The sequence below is a fragment of the Marichromatium sp. AB32 genome (assembly GCF_003718675.1).
GTDB lineage: Bacteria > Pseudomonadota > Gammaproteobacteria > Chromatiales > Chromatiaceae > Marichromatium > Marichromatium gracile.
Map to the genome: position 1 here is coordinate 13,832 of NZ_RHFJ01000029.1, position 15,710 is coordinate 29,541.

Genomic DNA, 15,710 nt, shown 5'->3' on the forward strand with positions numbered 1-15,710 from the left:
GAGCGGCATCAGTTGACGACCTCGACTCGGTCGCCGAGACGCAGGCGCTCGAAGAGGAAGCGGGCGTCGCGCTCGCCGACGCGCACGCAGCCGTGCGAGTCGGGGTAGCCGGGGAGCCAGCCCTCGTGGAGGAAGTAGTGGCCGTGGAACTGGATGGCGTAGGGCATCCACGCCTGCCAGCCGAGCTGGTTGGTGTAGCGCGAGGAGACCTTGTCGATGTCCTTGGCGAGCACGGCGAAGCGTCCGCGCGGGGTGGGGTGGCCGGCGCGGCCCGATGAGATCGGGCCGCTGTGCACCGGCTCGCCGTCCTCGATATAGGTGAAGCGCTGCTCGCCGAGATCGATGCGGATGGCGCGCCTGGCGGCGTCGCTCGGCCCGCTCGGCGGTCCGGGATCGGTGGTCGGGGGTGTTCCGGGTGGTTGTGGCTCGGTGGCGACCGTGGCGGGTGCGGTCGCGACTGGGGCTTCGACCGGCTCCGGCGCGGGGCGCTCGGGCGGCGCCGCGCAGCCGCTGCCGAGCAGGGTCACGGTGAGCAGGATGGTCGGGGCGGTGGGGTGGTCTCGGCGTGTCGTGGTGTCGCTCGGCTGCTCCATGGTTCGCTCCCTCGGCGTGCCCGCCCGTCTCCGGGGCCGGGGCCCGCCGGTGTGGATCCGCGTCGCGCCCTCCCTGTCCGCGCCGCCCGGCGGCTCATAGCACCGAGATCCGCACCTCGTAGACCCCGCCGATCACCACGTACTCGTCCTCGCCCTTGAGCAGGTCGGGGAGCAGCCGGTTGTAGAAAAATACCTTGGGGCGCGGCACCTCGGTTTCGAGGATGTAGTCGCCGAACTCGTCGGCGCGCTCGCGCTCGCTGGTGAAGCTGTTGAGGTTGTTGAGCAGCACGCGGTAGCGATGGCGTCCGACCCGTTCGAGGACCTCGTGTTCGTCGATGCGGTTGATCCCGCGATAGAGCCGCAGGTGGGTGCGCCCGGGGTCGCGGCGCTGCAACTCGTACTGGCCGTAGGTATAGAGCAGGTCGAGTTGGGACTCGAGCGCGTTGGTGGCGTAGAGCCCCTGGGTGCCGGCGGCGACATAGCGCAGATAGGTCTCGCTGCCGCGTCCGTGCAGCGGGCCGGCGTGGTGGCGTGCGAGCAGGCCGAAGCGGCTCTCCGCCCAACGCTTCAGCACCGCGCCCTCGCGCCCGTCGGAGTCGAACGACCAGCCGCGCACCATGCGTTGGTAGTCGGCCTTGGCGCGTCCGCGACGTCCCCGGGTGAGCCCGGCCTCCTCGGGGAGGTCGAGGAGGAAGCGCCAACGCATGTAGTCCTGGAAGTGACGCGCGCGCGCGCGATGCTCGGGGATGGCGTCGAGGTTGCGCAGCAGTGGGGTGTGGAGTGGGGCGATGCCGTCGAGTTCGAGGTCGACCGGGTGTTGCTGGTAGGTGAGGCTGCCGAGGATCACCGCCGGCAGGTTGCAGCGGTTGAGCGTGAGTCTGGCGTGTGCCGGGAGCGAGGGTGGCGGCGGGTCGGGCGCCTGGGTCGTTTGTCTGTTGCTATCCATACAGCCCCTGCGGCTTTGTCGTGGATACGACCATCCGGTCTCTGCCCGAGGGGTGTTGAATAATCGAGCCCAATCAATGCGGTAGGTCGTTTTATCGATGTTGGCACGGTGGCTGCTTGAGCCTCCGTGTGGATAACGTCGTGCAACGCTCGCCAAGCGAGCCAACGAGAGGAACCTACCATGGCAACACGGCAATGCGCCATCTACGGCAAGGGCGGCATCGGTAAGTCGACCACCACCCAGAACCTGGTCGCCGGGCTCGCCGAGCTGGGCAAGCGGGTGATGATCGTCGGGTGTGACCCCAAGGCCGACTCGACCCGTCTGATCCTGCACTCCAAGGCCCAGGAGACCATCATGCAGATGGCCGCCGACGCCGGCTCGGTCGAGGATCTGGAGCTCGAGGACGTGCTCAAGGTCGGCTTCGGCGACATCAAGTGCGTCGAGTCCGGCGGTCCCGAGCCGGGTGTCGGCTGCGCCGGTCGCGGCGTCATCACCGCGATCAACTTCCTCGAGGAAGAGGGCGCCTACGAGGAGGATCTCGACTTCGTCTTCTACGACGTGCTCGGCGACGTGGTCTGCGGCGGCTTCGCGATGCCGATCCGCGAGAACAAGGCGCAGGAGATCTACATCGTCTGCTCCGGCGAGATGATGGCCATGTACGCGGCCAACAACATCGCCAAGGGCATCGTCAAGTACGCCAGTTCCGGCGGCGTGCGTCTCGCCGGGCTGATCTGCAACAGCCGCAATACCGCCCGCGAGGACGAGCTGATCATGGAGCTTGCCCGTCAGCTCGGCACCCAGATGATCCACTTCGTCCCCCGCGACAACATCGTGCAGCGCGCCGAGATCCGCCGCATGACGGTCATCGAGTACGACCCCAAGTCGGGCCAGGCCGACGAGTACCGCACGCTGGCGCAGAAGATCATCGACAACCAGATGTTCGTGGTGCCGACGCCGATCTCGATGGATGAACTCGAGGACCTGCTGATGGAGTTCGGCGTGCTCGAGGAAGAGGACGAGAGCATCGTCGGCAAGACCGCGGCAGACGAGGCGGTGGCCTGAGCCCAGTCCCGAGCCATCGCGCGGACGCGCCGCCGTCGGCGACGTCCTGTCCCCCAGCGTTTCTCACCGCGCGACCGTCGGCGGATTGGCCGCGGCGCCGTATAGAGGACACAGCATGTCGAACATGACCCTCGAAGAGACCAAGGCCCTCATCCAAGAGGTGCTCGAGGCCTATCCCGACAAGGCGCGGAAGGATCGCGCCAAGCATCTCGCGGCCAACGACCAGTCGGTCGAGCAGTCGAAGAAGTGCATCATCTCCAACCGCAAGTCGCAGCCCGGCGTGATGACCATCCGCGGCTGTGCCTACGCCGGCTCCAAGGGCGTGGTGTGGGGTCCGATCAAGGACATGGTGCACATCTCCCACGGCCCGGTCGGGTGCGGTGCCTATTCGCGCGCCGGTCGTCGCAACTACTACACCGGCCACACCGGGGTGAACACCTTCGGCACGATGAACTTCACCTCCGACTTCCAGGAGAAGGACATCGTCTTCGGCGGGGACAAGAAGCTCGAGAAGCTGATCGACGAGATCGAGCAGCTCTTCCCCCTGGTCAAGGGCGTGAGCGTGCAGTCGGAGTGTCCGATCGGCCTGATCGGCGACGACATCGAGGCGGTGGCCAAGAAGAAGACCAAGGAGCACGGCAAGCCGGTGGTGCCGGTGCGCTGCGAGGGCTTCCGCGGCGTGTCGCAGTCGCTCGGCCATCACATCGCCAACGACGCGATCCGCGATCACGTGCTCGGCAATCGCGACGATCAGGCGTTCGAGTCGACCCCCTACGATGTGGCCATCATCGGTGACTACAACATCGGCGGTGATGCCTGGTCCTCGCGCATCCTGCTCGAGGAGATGGGGCTGCGGGTGGTCGCGCAGTGGTCGGGCGACGGCACCCTGCCGGAGATGGAGCTGACCCCCAAGGTCAAGCTCAACCTGATCCACTGCTACCGCTCGATGAACTACATCAGCCGCTACATGGAGGAGAAGTACAGCATCCCGTGGATGGAGTACAACTTCTTCGGTCCGACCAAGATCGCCGAGTCGCTGCGCAAGATCGCCGCCTTCTTCGACGAGACCATCCAGGCCAACGCCGAGAAGGTCATCGAGAAGTACCAGGCCGAGTACGAGGCGGTGATCGCCAAGTACCGTCCGCGCCTCGAGGGCAAGAAGGTGATGCTCTATGTCGGCGGGCTGCGTCCGCGTCACGTCATCGGCGCCTACGAGGACCTCGGCATGGAGGTCGTCGGCACCGGTTACGAGTTCGCCCACAACGACGACTACGACCGCACCATCAAGGAGGTCGACAACGCGACCCTGCTCTACGACGACGTCACCGGCTACGAGTTCGAGGAGTTCGTCAAACGCGTCAAGCCCGACCTGATCGGCTCCGGCATCAAGGAGAAGTACATCTTCCAGAAGATGGGCGTGCCCTTCCGTCAGATGCACTCCTGGGACTACTCGGGTCCGTATCACGGCTACGACGGTTTCGCCATCTTCGCCCGCGACATGGACATGACCGTCAACAACCCCTGCTGGAACAGCATGCAGGCCCCCTGGCTCAAGCCGGCCGCGGCCGAGACCGAGGCGACCGCCGCCAGCGCCTGATGATCCGTTAGTCCCCAGCGGTCAGCAGCCAGCGACCAGCCCGCCCGGGCTGGTGGCTGGAGGCTGACGGCAGACAGCCCTAGACCTAGATGCCGTCGTCCGCGGATTTGCGGCGCGGCAGGAGCACAAGCCATGAGCCAGACCGTCGACAACATCAAGCCCTGTTATCCGCTGTTCCGCGACGCGGACTATGTCGAGAGCCTCGCCAACAAGCGCGAGACCGTCGAGGAGGTCGCCTCGCCCGAGAAGATCGAGGAGACCTTCGCCTGGACCACCACCGAGGAGTACCAGGAACTCAACTTCAAGCGCGAGGCGCTGACCATCAACCCGGCCAAGGCCTGTCAGCCGCTCGGTGCGGTGCTCTGCTCGCTCGGCTTCGAGAAGACGCTGCCCTATGTGCACGGCTCGCAGGGCTGCGTGGCCTACTTCCGCACCTACTTCAACCGTCACTTCAAGGAGCCGGTGGCCTGTGTCTCGGACTCGATGACCGAGGACGCGGCGGTGTTCGGCGGCCAGAAGAACATGTTCGACGGGCTGGAGAACGCCCGCGCGCTCTACAAGCCGGAGATGATCGCCGTCTCCACCACCTGCATGGCCGAGGTCATCGGTGACGATCTCAACGCCTTCATCGGCAACGCGCGCAAGGAAGGTCACGTCCCCGAGGACTTCCCGGTGCCCTTTGCCCACACCCCGAGCTTCGTCGGCAGCCACACCACCGGCTGGGACAACATGTTCGAGGGCATCCAGCGCTACTTCACCCTCAACGCGATGGAGGACAAGGTCGTCGGCTCCAACGGCAAGATCAACCTGGTGCCGGGCTTCGAGACCTATCTCGGCAACTACCGGGTGATGCACCGGATGATGCAGGAGATGGGGGTCGACTACAGCCTGCTGTGCGATCCCGCCGAGGTGCTCGATACCCCGGCCGACGGTGAATTCCGGATGTACGACGGCGGCACCTCGATCGCCGAGGTCAAGGATGCGCCCAACGCCGTCGACACCCTGTTGCTGCAGCCCTGGCAGCTGGTCAAGACCAAGAAGTTCACCCAGCAGACCTGGAAGCACGATGTCCCGGCGCTCAACATCCCGATGGGGCTGGCGTGGACCGACGACTTCCTGATGAAGGTCTCCGAGCTCACCGGCAAGCCGATCCCCGAGTCGCTGACCCGCGAGCGCGGCCGTCTGGTCGACATGATGACCGACAGCCACACCTGGCTGCACGGCAAGAAGTTCGCGCTCTACGGTGACGCCGACTTCGTCATGGGCATGACCCAGTTCTTGATGGAGCTGGGCGCCGAGCCGACCCACATCCTCTGCAGCCACGCCAACAAGCGCTGGAAGAAGGCCGTCGAGAAGCTGCTCGCCGAGTCGCCCTACGGCGCCTCCGGCAAGGTCTACGTCAACCACGACCTCTGGCACCTGCGTTCGCTGTGCTTCACCGACAAGCCCGATTTCCTGATCGGCAACAGCTACGGCAAGTTCATCCAGCGCGACACCCTGCACAAGGGCAAGGACGCCGAGGTGCCGCTGATCCGCATCGGCTTCCCGATCTTCGACCGTCACCACCTCCACCGCATGACCACCATGGGCTACGAGGGCGCGATGTACATCCTCACCACCCTGGTCAACGCGGTGCTCGAGCGCCTCGACGAGGAGACGCGCGAGATGGGCGTGACCGACTTCAACTACGACCTGGTGCGCTGACCTGGAACCGCGAAGGCGCCAAGGACGCAAAGGTGTGATGGGCGCGTCCCGCTGCCTTCGCGGTCGAGCCACGCACGTGGGGTGCGCTGCCGACCATCGCTCGCCCGACTCTTGGTGGACGCAAAGGCTGTTCGCAAGGTCGCCCGGAGCGAAACAGAAGCAGGTCTGTAAGCACCCCATGTGTGCCGATCCATCAGATGCGCGCGGGCCGGAGAGCCTGGAAACCGAATACCGTGGACGGGGTAGGTGCTCTTGGTGCTCTTCGCGTCTTCGCGGTTTTTCCCGCCGCATCGCAGACAAGGCGAAACCGATGCCTAACGTGATGATCCGCAAGAATGAAACCGGGGCGCTGCTCTTCTATGTCGCCAAGAAGGACATGGAGGAGACCATCGCCTCGGTCGAGCAGGACAGCGCCGAGCGCTGGGGTGGGGAGGTGGCGTTGACCGACGGCTCGCGCTGGTACATCGACCCGATCAGCCCGCCGCCGAGCTTCCCCACGACGCTGCGCTTTCGCCGCGTGGACGACTGAACCGCCCTGAGGAGGTACCCAATCATGGCCTATCAAATCCTGCGCGACCTGTGCACCGCCTGCGGCGACTGCCAGCAGGCCTGTCCGAACCAGTCGATCAGCCCCTGGAAGGGGGTCTACCGGATCGACGCCGCGACCTGTACCGAGTGCGATGGCGAGGGCGAACCGGGGATGCCGCAGTGTCTCGACGCCTGCATGGAAGAGGACTGCATCGTCCCGGCCTGAGCCGGATCCGGCCCGTCCCGGCGCATCGGGACGGGTCCCGCCAACACCAGGGAGTCACCCTCATGACCGTCGTACCACTCTCCGACGACATCGCGCTGCGTATCGGGCTCGCCGCCCGCATCCTCCCCGAGATCGATGTCGCGCGCCTGCTGCGCGTGCTCGAGACCACCCTGGGACTGCCGCCGACCGCCGACAAGCTCGATCGTCTGCGATTGCGCGATCTGCGCCAGGGTGCCGACGGCGCGCTCGCCGACCTCGAGCCCGAGCGTCTCAGGGACGCGCTCGCCATCCTCAAGGGCGAGGCCGGCGAGACCCAGCCGCCGCCGCTGCCCGAGCCCTATGCCGAGGGTGAGTTGCCGGACTCGATCCGGGTCGCCTGCGCCTCGGACTCGGGTGAGCAGCTCGACGGCCATTTCGGCGCGGCGCGACGCTTCCTGGTCTATCAGGTCTCGGCCGAGGCGATGCGGCTGATCGAGGTCCGTGAGATCGACGACAGTCAGGCCGAGGACGATCGCAACAGCTATCGCGCCGGTCTGATCGCCGACTGTCAGCTGCTCTACGTCGCCTCGATCGGGGGACCGGCCGCGGCCAAGGTGGTCAAGGTCGACGTCCATCCGATCCGCGTCGCCGATGGCGGCGAGGCGCGTGCGCACTTGCGCGAGCTGCAGGGCGTTCTCGCCGGGCATGTCCCACCGTGGCTGGCCAAGGCGATGGGGCAGGCGGGCGCCCGGAGCGGGGTTGCGGCATGATCGCGCCCGAGCGGATCGAGCAGGTCGTTGCCGTGGTCTCGCGCATCGGTGTCAACGCGCAGGCCGTGCAGGCGCTGCGCGAGAGTTTCGACGAGCTGCACTTCACCCTCTGTCTGGAGGATGAGGTCGGCGTCCGCGAGCCCTATCGCGAGCTGCCCGGGGTGAGCCTCTATCTGGTCGGCGCCGGCGCCTCGGGTTGCGCCGCCCTGACCGATGATCCGGCCGAGGCCAGCGGGTTGCTGCTCGCCACCCACGCATGAGCCGGGGGCCGGCCCGTGCTCCCGCCACCGAATCGAGTCCAGTCCGATGACGATGATCGCCAGCACCACCGTCCACCCGCCTGTCGCCGAACTCGAACTCGCCGTCGCACGGCACTGTCAGGACTGTCCGCCCGAGGGCGGGATCGGGTCCCTGGTCAGGACACTCCAACGGCTGTTCCCGGCCTGGCCGCTGCGCCACGTCCTCACCCGCGGCGGCTGGTATCGGCTCGGCGGCGTGGTCGATCTCGACGGTGAGCGGGTGGCCGAACAGATCCGCCCCTGGGCCGAGGCGGCGCTCGCCGCCGCCGGCGGTGATCTGGAGCAGATGCTCGACGAGCTGCCGCAGGGGCGTCTGTTCGCCACCCGGGTCGAGGGTCGCACCCATTACCTGACCGTCGCCACCGGGCACAGCCCCGATGCCGCCATCCAGATCGAGGTCGAGGAGCTTCAGGAGGTGTTCGAGCGCCCACTGACCGATCCCGACTGGTTCCCCGAGGGGCTCGGCGAGTTCATCGACCCGGTCGATGTCCCCAGGGTCGAGCCCGAGCCGGTGGGGGCGCCGCGACTGGTGTTCCGACGGTTGCTGCGTCTCGACACCCTGGAGGAGCACGACACCGGGTTGCGGCGCTTCTTCGCCGACTGGGCGCGCAGCTCCGCCGGTGAACAGGCGCAGCTCTGTCACCATTGGATTGTCGCGGTGCGCGATGGCGGAGGACGCGGCAGCGCCCGACCGGTGGCGGCCTGCGCCGCCGCCCCGCCGCTCACCGTCGGCGAGGGCATGCGCGGCACGGCGCTGGCCAACCAGCTCCACGCCTTCGACCGCCGCCTGGGCTATCCCTTCGCCTGGTACTTCCACATGCTGACCAGCCCGCGGGTGTCGCACCAACTGGTCGAGGCGGTGCATGCCGATCTGATGGGCGCCTACGACTATCTGCCGGCGCGCGACCTGCAAGTGCTGCGTGACTGGTATCGAGATCCGTATGGTGTCTGACCCGCAGGTTTGCGATCGACTGCGGCCCCGAGGTTTTGAGGCGGTGCTAGAATCGGGCCACGGAGGCATGCCGGTTTGCGCATGCCGACCCGACAGGCAGTCCTGCCTTCATTACCGCACCGCACCGCGCCCGCGCGGGCGGTCAACCAGGGGAGTTGGTTATGAAATGCGCCATGCTTCTGACCGGAAACGGCCCGATCGTGATCCTGACCTCTTACGACTCGATCGAGAATCCGAAGCTGCTCGAGCGGCTCAACAACAAGGGGATCCCCAAGTTTCTCGCCTATGAGATCCCGCTGGAGTTGGCCGAACAGCGTTATGGCGGCCACTTCCGCAAGGTCACCAACGGTTTTACCGAGACCGACGACCTGCGGGTGCTCGATCACAACGGTCATCGCGCCTTCAACCTGTTCAGCTGGGACGAGCTGGGCGAGCCGCTGGCCCACGAGGCTCCGCTCTCGACCCACATCTAGACCGACCCCGCCCGGCCCCCCTCGGGCCGGGCGCCCCGCCGCTCACAACAGGCTGTGGCTGGTGCTCACCCCTGCCATCACGATGGCCACCACGCTCATCAGCTTGACCAGGATGTTGAGGCTCGGCCCCGAGGTGTCCTTGAAGGGATCGCCGACGGTATCGCCGATCACCGAGGCGCGATGGGCGCGTGAGTTCTTGCCGCCGTGGTGACCGGCCTCGATGTATTTCTTGGCGTTGTCCCAGGCGCCGCCCGAGTTCGACAGGAACACCGCCAGCACGAAACCGCTCGACAGCCCCCCGACCAGCAGCCCGATCACCCCCGCCACCCCCAGCAGCAGACTCACCGCCACCGGCGCGCTCACCGCGATCAGCGCCGGCACCAGCATCTCGCGCTGGGCACCGAGCGTCGAGATCGCCACGCAGCGCTCGTAGTCCGGCTCCGAGGTGCCGGCGAGGATGCCGGGGTCGGCGCGGAACTGACGGCGCACCTCCTCGACCATCAGCCCGGCTGCGCGCCCCACCGCCTGCACCGTCAGCCCGCTGAAGACGAAGGCGACCATCGCCCCGAGCAGCACCGCCACCAGCACCGCGGGGTTGAGCAGGGTGACGTCGAAATAGGTCATGAAGTCGGCGAGGGTCGCCCCGGCGGTGGCGACCACCACCTCGTGACCGAGTTCGAGGGTGACGACCCCGGTGCGGATCAGCTCGATGCGCACCACCTCGACATAGGAGGCGATCAGCGCCAGCGCGGTGAGCGCCGCCGAGCCGATGGCGAAGCCCTTGCCGGTGGCGGCGGTGGTGTTGCCGAGGGCGTCGAGTGCGTCGGTGCGGGCGCGGACCTCGGGGCCGAGGCCGCTCATCTCGGCGTTGCCGCCGGCATTGTCGGCGATCGGTCCGTAGGCATCGCTCGCCAGGGTGATGCCGAGCGTCGAGAGCATCCCCACGGCGGCGATCGCCACGCCGTAGAGCCCCTGGTTGAGCGCCCCGGGGTCGAAGCCCGAGGCGCAGAGGAAGGCGACCAGGGTGCCGGCGCCGACGGCGAGGATGGGCACCGCCGTCGACAGCATCCCCACCCCGATGCCGGCGATGATCGCCGTCGCCGGTCCGCCTTCGGCCTGCTGGGCGATGTGCAGCGTCGGCGCATAGCTCGGCGAGGTGTAGTACTCGGTGGCGCGACCGACGACGATGCCGGTGAGCAGTCCGCTGACCACCGCGCCCCAGATCCCCCAGGGGTTGGCGACACCGAGCGCCCACAGCAGCAGCGCGCTGGCGACGACGATCAGCGCCGCGGCGGCATTGACCCCGCGCGAGAGCGCGCCGAGCAGGGCGCGCTGGTCGGCGCCCTCGCGGGTGCGCACCAGGAAGACCCCGAGGATCGACAGCAGCACGCCGAGCCCGGCGATGGCGATTGGCGCCACCACCGCCTTGATCTGCAGCGTCGGCTCGCCGACATAGGCCGCGGCGCCGAGGGCGCAGGCGGCGAGGATCGAGCCGCAGTAGGACTCGAACAGGTCGGCGCCCATGCCGGCGACGTCACCGACGTTGTCGCCGACGTTGTCGGCGATCACCGCCGGGTTGCGCGGGTCGTCCTCGGGGATGCCGCTCTCGACCTTGCCGACCAGATCGGCGCCGACATCGGCGGCCTTGGTGAAGATGCCGCCGCCGACCCGGGCGAACAGCGCCTGCATCGAGGCGCCCATGCCGAAGGTCAACACCGTGGTGGTGACCAGCACCATGCGCACCCCGGCATCCTCTCCGGCCGGCAACAACCAGTCGGCGAGGGCGAACCAGACGACGATGTTGCCGAGTCCGAGTCCGACCACCACCAGCCCCATCACCGCACCGCTGCGAAAGGCGATGCGCAGCGCCTGGGGCAGCGAGGTGCGTGCCGCCGCTGCGGTGCGGGTGGCCGCGCGGGTGGCCGTCTGCATGCCGATGTAACCGGCCAGCGCCGAGAACAGCCCGCCGCAGACGAAGGTCGCCGGCAGCCAGGTGCTCTGCAGCCCGAACCCGTAGGAGAGCAGCGCGAACAGCGCGGTGAGCAACGCGAACACCAGCAGCATCAGCCGATACTGCTGGCGCAGATAGGCCATGGCGCCGTGGCGGACATGGTCGCCGATCTCGCGCATGCGCGCGTTGCCCTGCTCCTCGGCAAGCATCTCGCGGAAGAAGCGCGCCGCGACCACCAGCGCGGTGAGCGCGGCGACGGGGGCGATCCAGAAGGCGATCTCGTTCATCGGTGGTCTCCCTGACGGGGGTTTCGGGTCATGCGAGCGGACCGAGCTGGGCCGAGCGCCACCAGTCGCGGTACTGGTCCTCGAGCAGCTCGTGATCGGGGAAGGGGTAGTAGGCGAAGTCCTGCTGATCGCCGACATAGAAACCGTTGTGCACCATGCGATAGAGCACCCCGGCCTTGACCTGGCGCAGCACCAGCTTGCTCGACTTGGTGGTGGTGTCGCTGTTGAGTTCGACCAGCACGTCGCGCAGATGGGCGAGGTTGGGATAGGGCAGGTCGTCGGCCGCGCCGTGTTCGGGATCGGTGGCCAGCGCCCCGAGACGCAGCTCGGAGAACACCACTCGGGGGACGTGCACCGGGTTGTCCGGATCGGTGATGAAGTCGCAGAAGTCGTGCGGCTCGAGCCGGCTGGCGACCAGCGGGGTGACCGGGCTGAACTCCTGGTAGAGGTGCGAGCGCGGCTCGGGGTGGGGCTGGTAGGGTGCGCGCTCCAGGGTCAGGGTCTTGCCGTCGTTGGTGACCAGATGGAGGTTGCCGAGGGCGGCGACCGGGATGCGCTCGAGCACCCGGTAGATGGCGAGATAGACCGAGCGCTTGAGCGCGCCCTCGGGGGTGCGCACGCAGCGCTTCTCGATCAGCTCGAAGGGCAGGTCGGCGTCGCGGAATCCGGGGTCGACCTCGAAGAAGATCGACTCGCCCTGGACGTGGACCTTGGCGCCGATCGAGTAATAGCTGCCGAACGCCTCGGGGGCGAGCATCGAGGCGATCAGTGCCTGCGGGATCAGGGACAGATAGAGGTGCTGCGGATCGGTCATGCGGGGCCTCGCCTTGGCGGTGGCGCCGACCGGTGATGCCGGCGCATCCCGATCACTATAGATCAGCGCGATGACGGTCTCGGTGGTCGAGAGTGGGCCTCGTTCTTGCTATCTCCCGACTGCGACCCCGTTGCGGGGTCGAACCCGTGTTCCGTCGGGTGGGTATTTCCTTGATCGGCAAGCGGTTGTGGCACCAGAACGCAGATTGGCTCAGAACCCCTTGGTGGCAAAACCGACATCACTGTGAGATTCCCACCCCGACGGACGCGCCTCGATTCCCCGTCCTTTGTGGAGATCCTGATCAATGCTGCTCGATACCTATCAACAACAGGAACGGTTCTGGCTCAAGACCCTGTTCGGTACGCCGAGCCGCGAGGGACTGCAGGTCTTTCGCGGCGAGTTCGTGGTGCTCGAGGGCGAGCTCAAGGCCTCGACCGGCAAACGTACCCCGCCCAAGGCGGTGCTCAAGCAGGCGGTGATGGTCGGCGACGAGACCCGGCTGCAGATGGTGGTGGGCAACTTCGCGAGCATCGACGAGTTGCCCGAGTTCGTCGCGCGCTTCCACGACGTACTCGCCCCGGAGTGTCGTCCGGTGCTCTTCATCGACAATGTCGCCGAGAGCGCCGAGGTCGAGATCCAGGGGCATCCCTATGTGCTGATCCAGCACAGCGACGGGGTGGTGTGGAACGCGCTCACCGAGTGCTGCTATCTCGACAAGCAGGACCTCAAGGGGCTCTCCGGCGAGGACAAGGTGATCCGGGTGTTCGAGGCCCTGGCCGACTACCGGCCGGGCCTGCCGAGTCGCGACCTGGAGACCATGCTCGCGACCAAGACCGAGGCCAAGCGCACCACCTGGGGCGCGGTCTGATCCCCGGGCGGGACGGGTGGCTCAGGGCGCGTCGCGCAACAGCCGTCCGGCCCGCCACACCAGCGCCACCACCGGGATACCGATGAGGGTGGTGAAGACGAAGAAGCCGGGATAACCGAGGCCGTCGACCAGCGAGCCGGAGTAGCCGCCGAGGACCTTGGGCAGCAAGGTCATCAAGGAGCTGAAGATGGCGTACTGCACCGCGGTGAAGGAGATGCTGGTGAGGCTCGAGAGGAAGGCGACGAAGGCCGCACTGGCCAGCCCGGCGGCGAGGTTGTCGGCGCTGACCGCGAGATAGAGCAGCAGCGGCTCGTTGCCGGCGTAGGCCAGCAGCACGAACACCAGATTGGTGAGGGCCGAGAGCAGGGCGCCGAGCAGCAGGATGCGCATCACCCCGAAACGGGTGGCGAGGACGCCGCCGAGCAGCCCGCCGAGGATGCTCACCAAGACCCCGAAGGTCTTGACCGCCGAGGCGATCTGCGGCTTGGTGAAGCCGATGTCCTGATAGAAAACGTTGGCGATCACCCCGAGGACGATGTCCGAGATCCGGTAGAGCCCGATCAGCGCGAGCAGCAGCAGCGCGGTGCGCAGCCCGTAGCGCGAGAAGAAGTCGGCCACCGGCTCGATCCAGGTCTCGTGCGCCAGCCGCCGCTCGAGCAGGCCGAGGCGCACCAGCCCCCAGCCGACCGTCGCCGCCACGGCGATGGCCGCGGCGAGATGGGCCACCTCCAGCACGAAGCGCAGCAGTGCGTCGCCGGCGGGCGCGGCGAACAGTGGCGCGCCGAGGAAGAAGGCGCTGACGAAGCTCGCCGCCACCAGCACGAACACCACCACCAGACGCAGATAGTCGCGCCCCGGATAAGGGTGTGCGAGCCGTTCTCTGGTCTCGGGCTCGCGCATCAGCAGGGTGGTGACGAGCCCGACGCCGAGGGTGGCGGCCATCACCAGATAGGTGTTGCGCCAGGCGCTATAGCTGTAGGTCTCGGCCGTCGAGCCGAACCAGGCGGCGAGATAGAGTGCGCCGGCCCCCGAGACCACCATGCCGATGCGGTAGCCGGCGATATAGGTCGAGGACATCAGCGCCTGGAGTCGTGCTGGCGCAGACTCGATGCGCAGGGCGTCGATGACGATGTCCTGGGTCGCGGCGGTCAACCCGAGCAGGGTGGCGGCCAGTGCCATGCGCGCGAGCGCCGACTCGCCGCCGGCGGGGTCGGTGAAGGCCATCAGCGCGATCGCCCCGGAGACCCCGAGCTGGGCGAGCAGCAGCCAGCCGCGGCGGCGTCCGAGTGCGCGGGTGAGCAGCGGCAACGGCAGTCGGTCGACCAGCGGCGCCCAGACGAACTTGAACGAATAGCCGAGCGCGGCCCAGCTGAAGAAGGTCACCGCGTTGCGCTCGATCCCGGCCTCGCGCAGCCACAGCGACAGCGAGGAGAAGATCAGCAGCAGCGGCAACCCGGCCGAGAAGCCGAGGAAGAGCATCGCGATCACGCGGCGCTCGAACAGGGCGAGCAGGGTCTGTCGCCAGTCGGTGGCGGTCTGGCCGTCGGCTTGGGGCATCCGGGATCCGGTCGGGTTGGGGCGGTGGCGTGCGGCTACGCTAGCGGTATCAAAGGGTCTGGCGCAAGCCCGCGCCGCCCCTGCAGGTCGTGCTCAGAGGTACTACCCTTGGGGCAGCAGTCGCGTCCGGCCCCGGGGCCGGACACCATTCATGCTGACAGGAGGTGGCATCGTGTCGAGTCCCGCTGCAGGCAGTCTGCGTCGTCTGTTACTGGCCGAGTGGCCCTATGTCGTGCTCTATGTCGCGGTCATCATCGGGGTTGGGCTGACCAATCTGGTCCCGGGGACCGCGCTGCTCTACTGGCAGGTGCTGATCCCGCTGTTCGGTGCGCTTGCGCTCTGGGTCGGCTGGGACGGTTTCGAGTCCGATTCGGGTGCGCGTACCGCCTTCGTGGTGCGTACCCTGGCGCACTGGGCGGCGCTGTTCGTACTGGTGCGACTGCTCTATCTGCCGCAGCTCCAGTCGGTGTTCGACAACGCGGTGATGGGGCTGATGATGGTGCTGTTGCTCGGCTTCTCGGCGCTGCTCGCCGGTATCTACGGGCATCTGCGCATGGCCGGGGTGGGGGTGGTGTTGATGTTGAGCGCGGTGGCGATCGCCTTCCTCGACGATGCCGCGGTGGCGGTCGCCGTGGTCGCCGTGGTGGTGGCCATCGTGCTGACCCTGCTCTGGCAGCGTCGTCAGCTCGAGGTCGGCATGGACGAGACGGAGAGGAAATAAAAGGGCCATCGGATCCGCCGCCACGGATCACGATGGCCAACCTTGGGGAGACGCGAGGAGGAGTGCCGCGTTCCCCGGGGATGCTCAGTTCCTTTCGCTGCACGGTCAGGGGCGTCGGGGCCCGGGGGGAGTGAGCGCACCGACGTTTGATCCTGCCCGGCTGACCCTGTGGGCGCGACGCCGTGGACTGCCCGGCGCCGCGCCCCGTCCCGTGTCTGGTGGTCTGTGCGACCTCACGAGCCGATGGGGCCGGCTTCTCTTTGTTTCAGGCGTCTGGCGCCGATCTGTGCGTCCTTCGGGGCCTTGCCTGCGCTTAGTAAATGCATGAGGCATGCCACGCTTCTCGTAGATGCGTGATCTGTTTTTATCTATTTGTTTTGTTT

At 67.4% G+C, this 15,710-nt stretch carries 16 protein-coding genes; 11 read left to right on the forward strand and 5 right to left on the reverse strand.

Going from position 1 to position 15,710, the window contains the following annotated elements:
• Positions 1-8 precede the first annotated feature (8 nt).
• Both EBL85_RS10270 and EBL85_RS10275 read right to left on the reverse strand, forming a co-directional pair.
• Complete coding sequence (locus tag EBL85_RS10270; protein WP_123142864.1) at positions 9-593, reverse strand: L,D-transpeptidase; 585 nt, start codon at positions 591-593, stop codon at positions 9-11.
• A gap of 94 nt (positions 594-687) precedes the next feature.
• A complete protein-coding gene (locus tag EBL85_RS10275) occupies positions 688-1,539 on the reverse strand; it encodes an NAD(+)--dinitrogen-reductase ADP-D-ribosyltransferase (protein WP_123140136.1) in 852 nt (283 codons plus the stop codon).
• Positions 1,540-1,719: 180 nt separating this feature from the next.
• Between EBL85_RS10275 and nifH the strand changes: the two genes are divergently transcribed.
• From nifH to EBL85_RS10320, 9 genes are all read left to right on the forward strand, one after another.
• Positions 1,720-2,601: a nitrogenase iron protein gene (nifH, locus tag EBL85_RS10280; RefSeq protein ID WP_123140137.1), complete on the forward strand. Its 882-nt coding sequence runs from the start codon at positions 1,720-1,722 to the stop codon at positions 2,599-2,601.
• A 115-nt stretch (positions 2,602-2,716) separates the two neighbouring features.
• Positions 2,717-4,198, forward strand: coding sequence for a nitrogenase molybdenum-iron protein alpha chain (nifD, locus tag EBL85_RS10285; protein WP_123140138.1), 1,482 nt, complete (start codon positions 2,717-2,719; stop codon positions 4,196-4,198).
• A 132-nt stretch (positions 4,199-4,330) separates the two neighbouring features.
• A complete protein-coding gene (gene nifK, locus EBL85_RS10290; RefSeq protein WP_123140139.1) occupies positions 4,331-5,902 on the forward strand; it encodes a nitrogenase molybdenum-iron protein subunit beta in 1,572 nt (523 codons plus the stop codon).
• 310 nt (positions 5,903-6,212) lie between these two features.
• On the forward strand, positions 6,213-6,431 hold the full coding sequence (gene nifT, locus EBL85_RS10295) for a putative nitrogen fixation protein NifT (protein ID WP_005224876.1): 219 nt from the start codon (positions 6,213-6,215) through the stop codon (positions 6,429-6,431).
• A 24-nt stretch (positions 6,432-6,455) separates the two neighbouring features.
• On the forward strand, positions 6,456-6,656 hold the full coding sequence (locus tag EBL85_RS10300; protein WP_062275278.1) for a 4Fe-4S binding protein: 201 nt from the start codon (positions 6,456-6,458) through the stop codon (positions 6,654-6,656).
• A 62-nt stretch (positions 6,657-6,718) separates the two neighbouring features.
• Positions 6,719-7,405 carry a dinitrogenase iron-molybdenum cofactor biosynthesis protein gene (locus tag EBL85_RS10305; protein ID WP_123140141.1) on the forward strand — a complete coding sequence of 229 codons (687 nt, stop codon included), beginning with the start codon at positions 6,719-6,721 and terminating at the stop codon, positions 7,403-7,405.
• On the forward strand, positions 7,402-7,665 hold the full coding sequence (locus EBL85_RS10310) for a DUF6129 family protein (RefSeq protein ID WP_123142865.1): 264 nt from the start codon (positions 7,402-7,404) through the stop codon (positions 7,663-7,665). The genes EBL85_RS10305 and EBL85_RS10310 overlap by 4 nt, the downstream gene beginning before the upstream one ends.
• A gap of 46 nt (positions 7,666-7,711) precedes the next feature.
• Complete coding sequence (locus EBL85_RS10315) at positions 7,712-8,656, forward strand: hypothetical protein (RefSeq protein ID WP_123140143.1); 945 nt, start codon at positions 7,712-7,714, stop codon at positions 8,654-8,656.
• A gap of 173 nt (positions 8,657-8,829) precedes the next feature.
• Positions 8,830-9,129, forward strand: coding sequence for a hypothetical protein (locus EBL85_RS10320; protein WP_223806118.1), 300 nt, complete (start codon positions 8,830-8,832; stop codon positions 9,127-9,129).
• A gap of 42 nt (positions 9,130-9,171) precedes the next feature.
• Here the strand turns inward: EBL85_RS10320 and EBL85_RS10325 are convergent, their stop codons facing one another.
• Positions 9,172-11,367: a sodium-translocating pyrophosphatase gene (locus EBL85_RS10325; RefSeq protein WP_123142866.1), complete on the reverse strand. Its 2,196-nt coding sequence runs from the start codon at positions 11,365-11,367 to the stop codon at positions 9,172-9,174.
• 28 nt (positions 11,368-11,395) lie between these two features.
• The gene (locus EBL85_RS10330) at positions 11,396-12,181 is read right to left on the reverse strand and encodes a hypothetical protein (RefSeq protein WP_123142867.1); all 786 of its coding nucleotides are present in this window, start codon (positions 12,179-12,181) and stop codon (positions 11,396-11,398) included.
• Between the two features lie 304 nt (positions 12,182-12,485).
• On the opposite strand from EBL85_RS10330, the gene EBL85_RS10335 reads away from it, so the two are divergent.
• Complete coding sequence (locus EBL85_RS10335; RefSeq protein WP_123140146.1) at positions 12,486-13,049, forward strand: hypothetical protein; 564 nt, start codon at positions 12,486-12,488, stop codon at positions 13,047-13,049.
• Between the two features lie 21 nt (positions 13,050-13,070).
• Here EBL85_RS10335 and EBL85_RS10340 read toward each other — a convergent pair whose 3' ends face one another.
• Entirely contained in the window at positions 13,071-14,606 is a 1,536-nt protein-coding gene (locus EBL85_RS10340) for an MFS transporter (protein ID WP_123140147.1), read from the reverse strand.
• 172 nt (positions 14,607-14,778) lie between these two features.
• Between EBL85_RS10340 and EBL85_RS10345 the strand changes: the two genes are divergently transcribed.
• On the forward strand, positions 14,779-15,327 hold the full coding sequence (locus tag EBL85_RS10345; protein ID WP_123140148.1) for a hypothetical protein: 549 nt from the start codon (positions 14,779-14,781) through the stop codon (positions 15,325-15,327).
• The last annotated feature ends 383 nt before the right edge of the window (positions 15,328-15,710 follow it).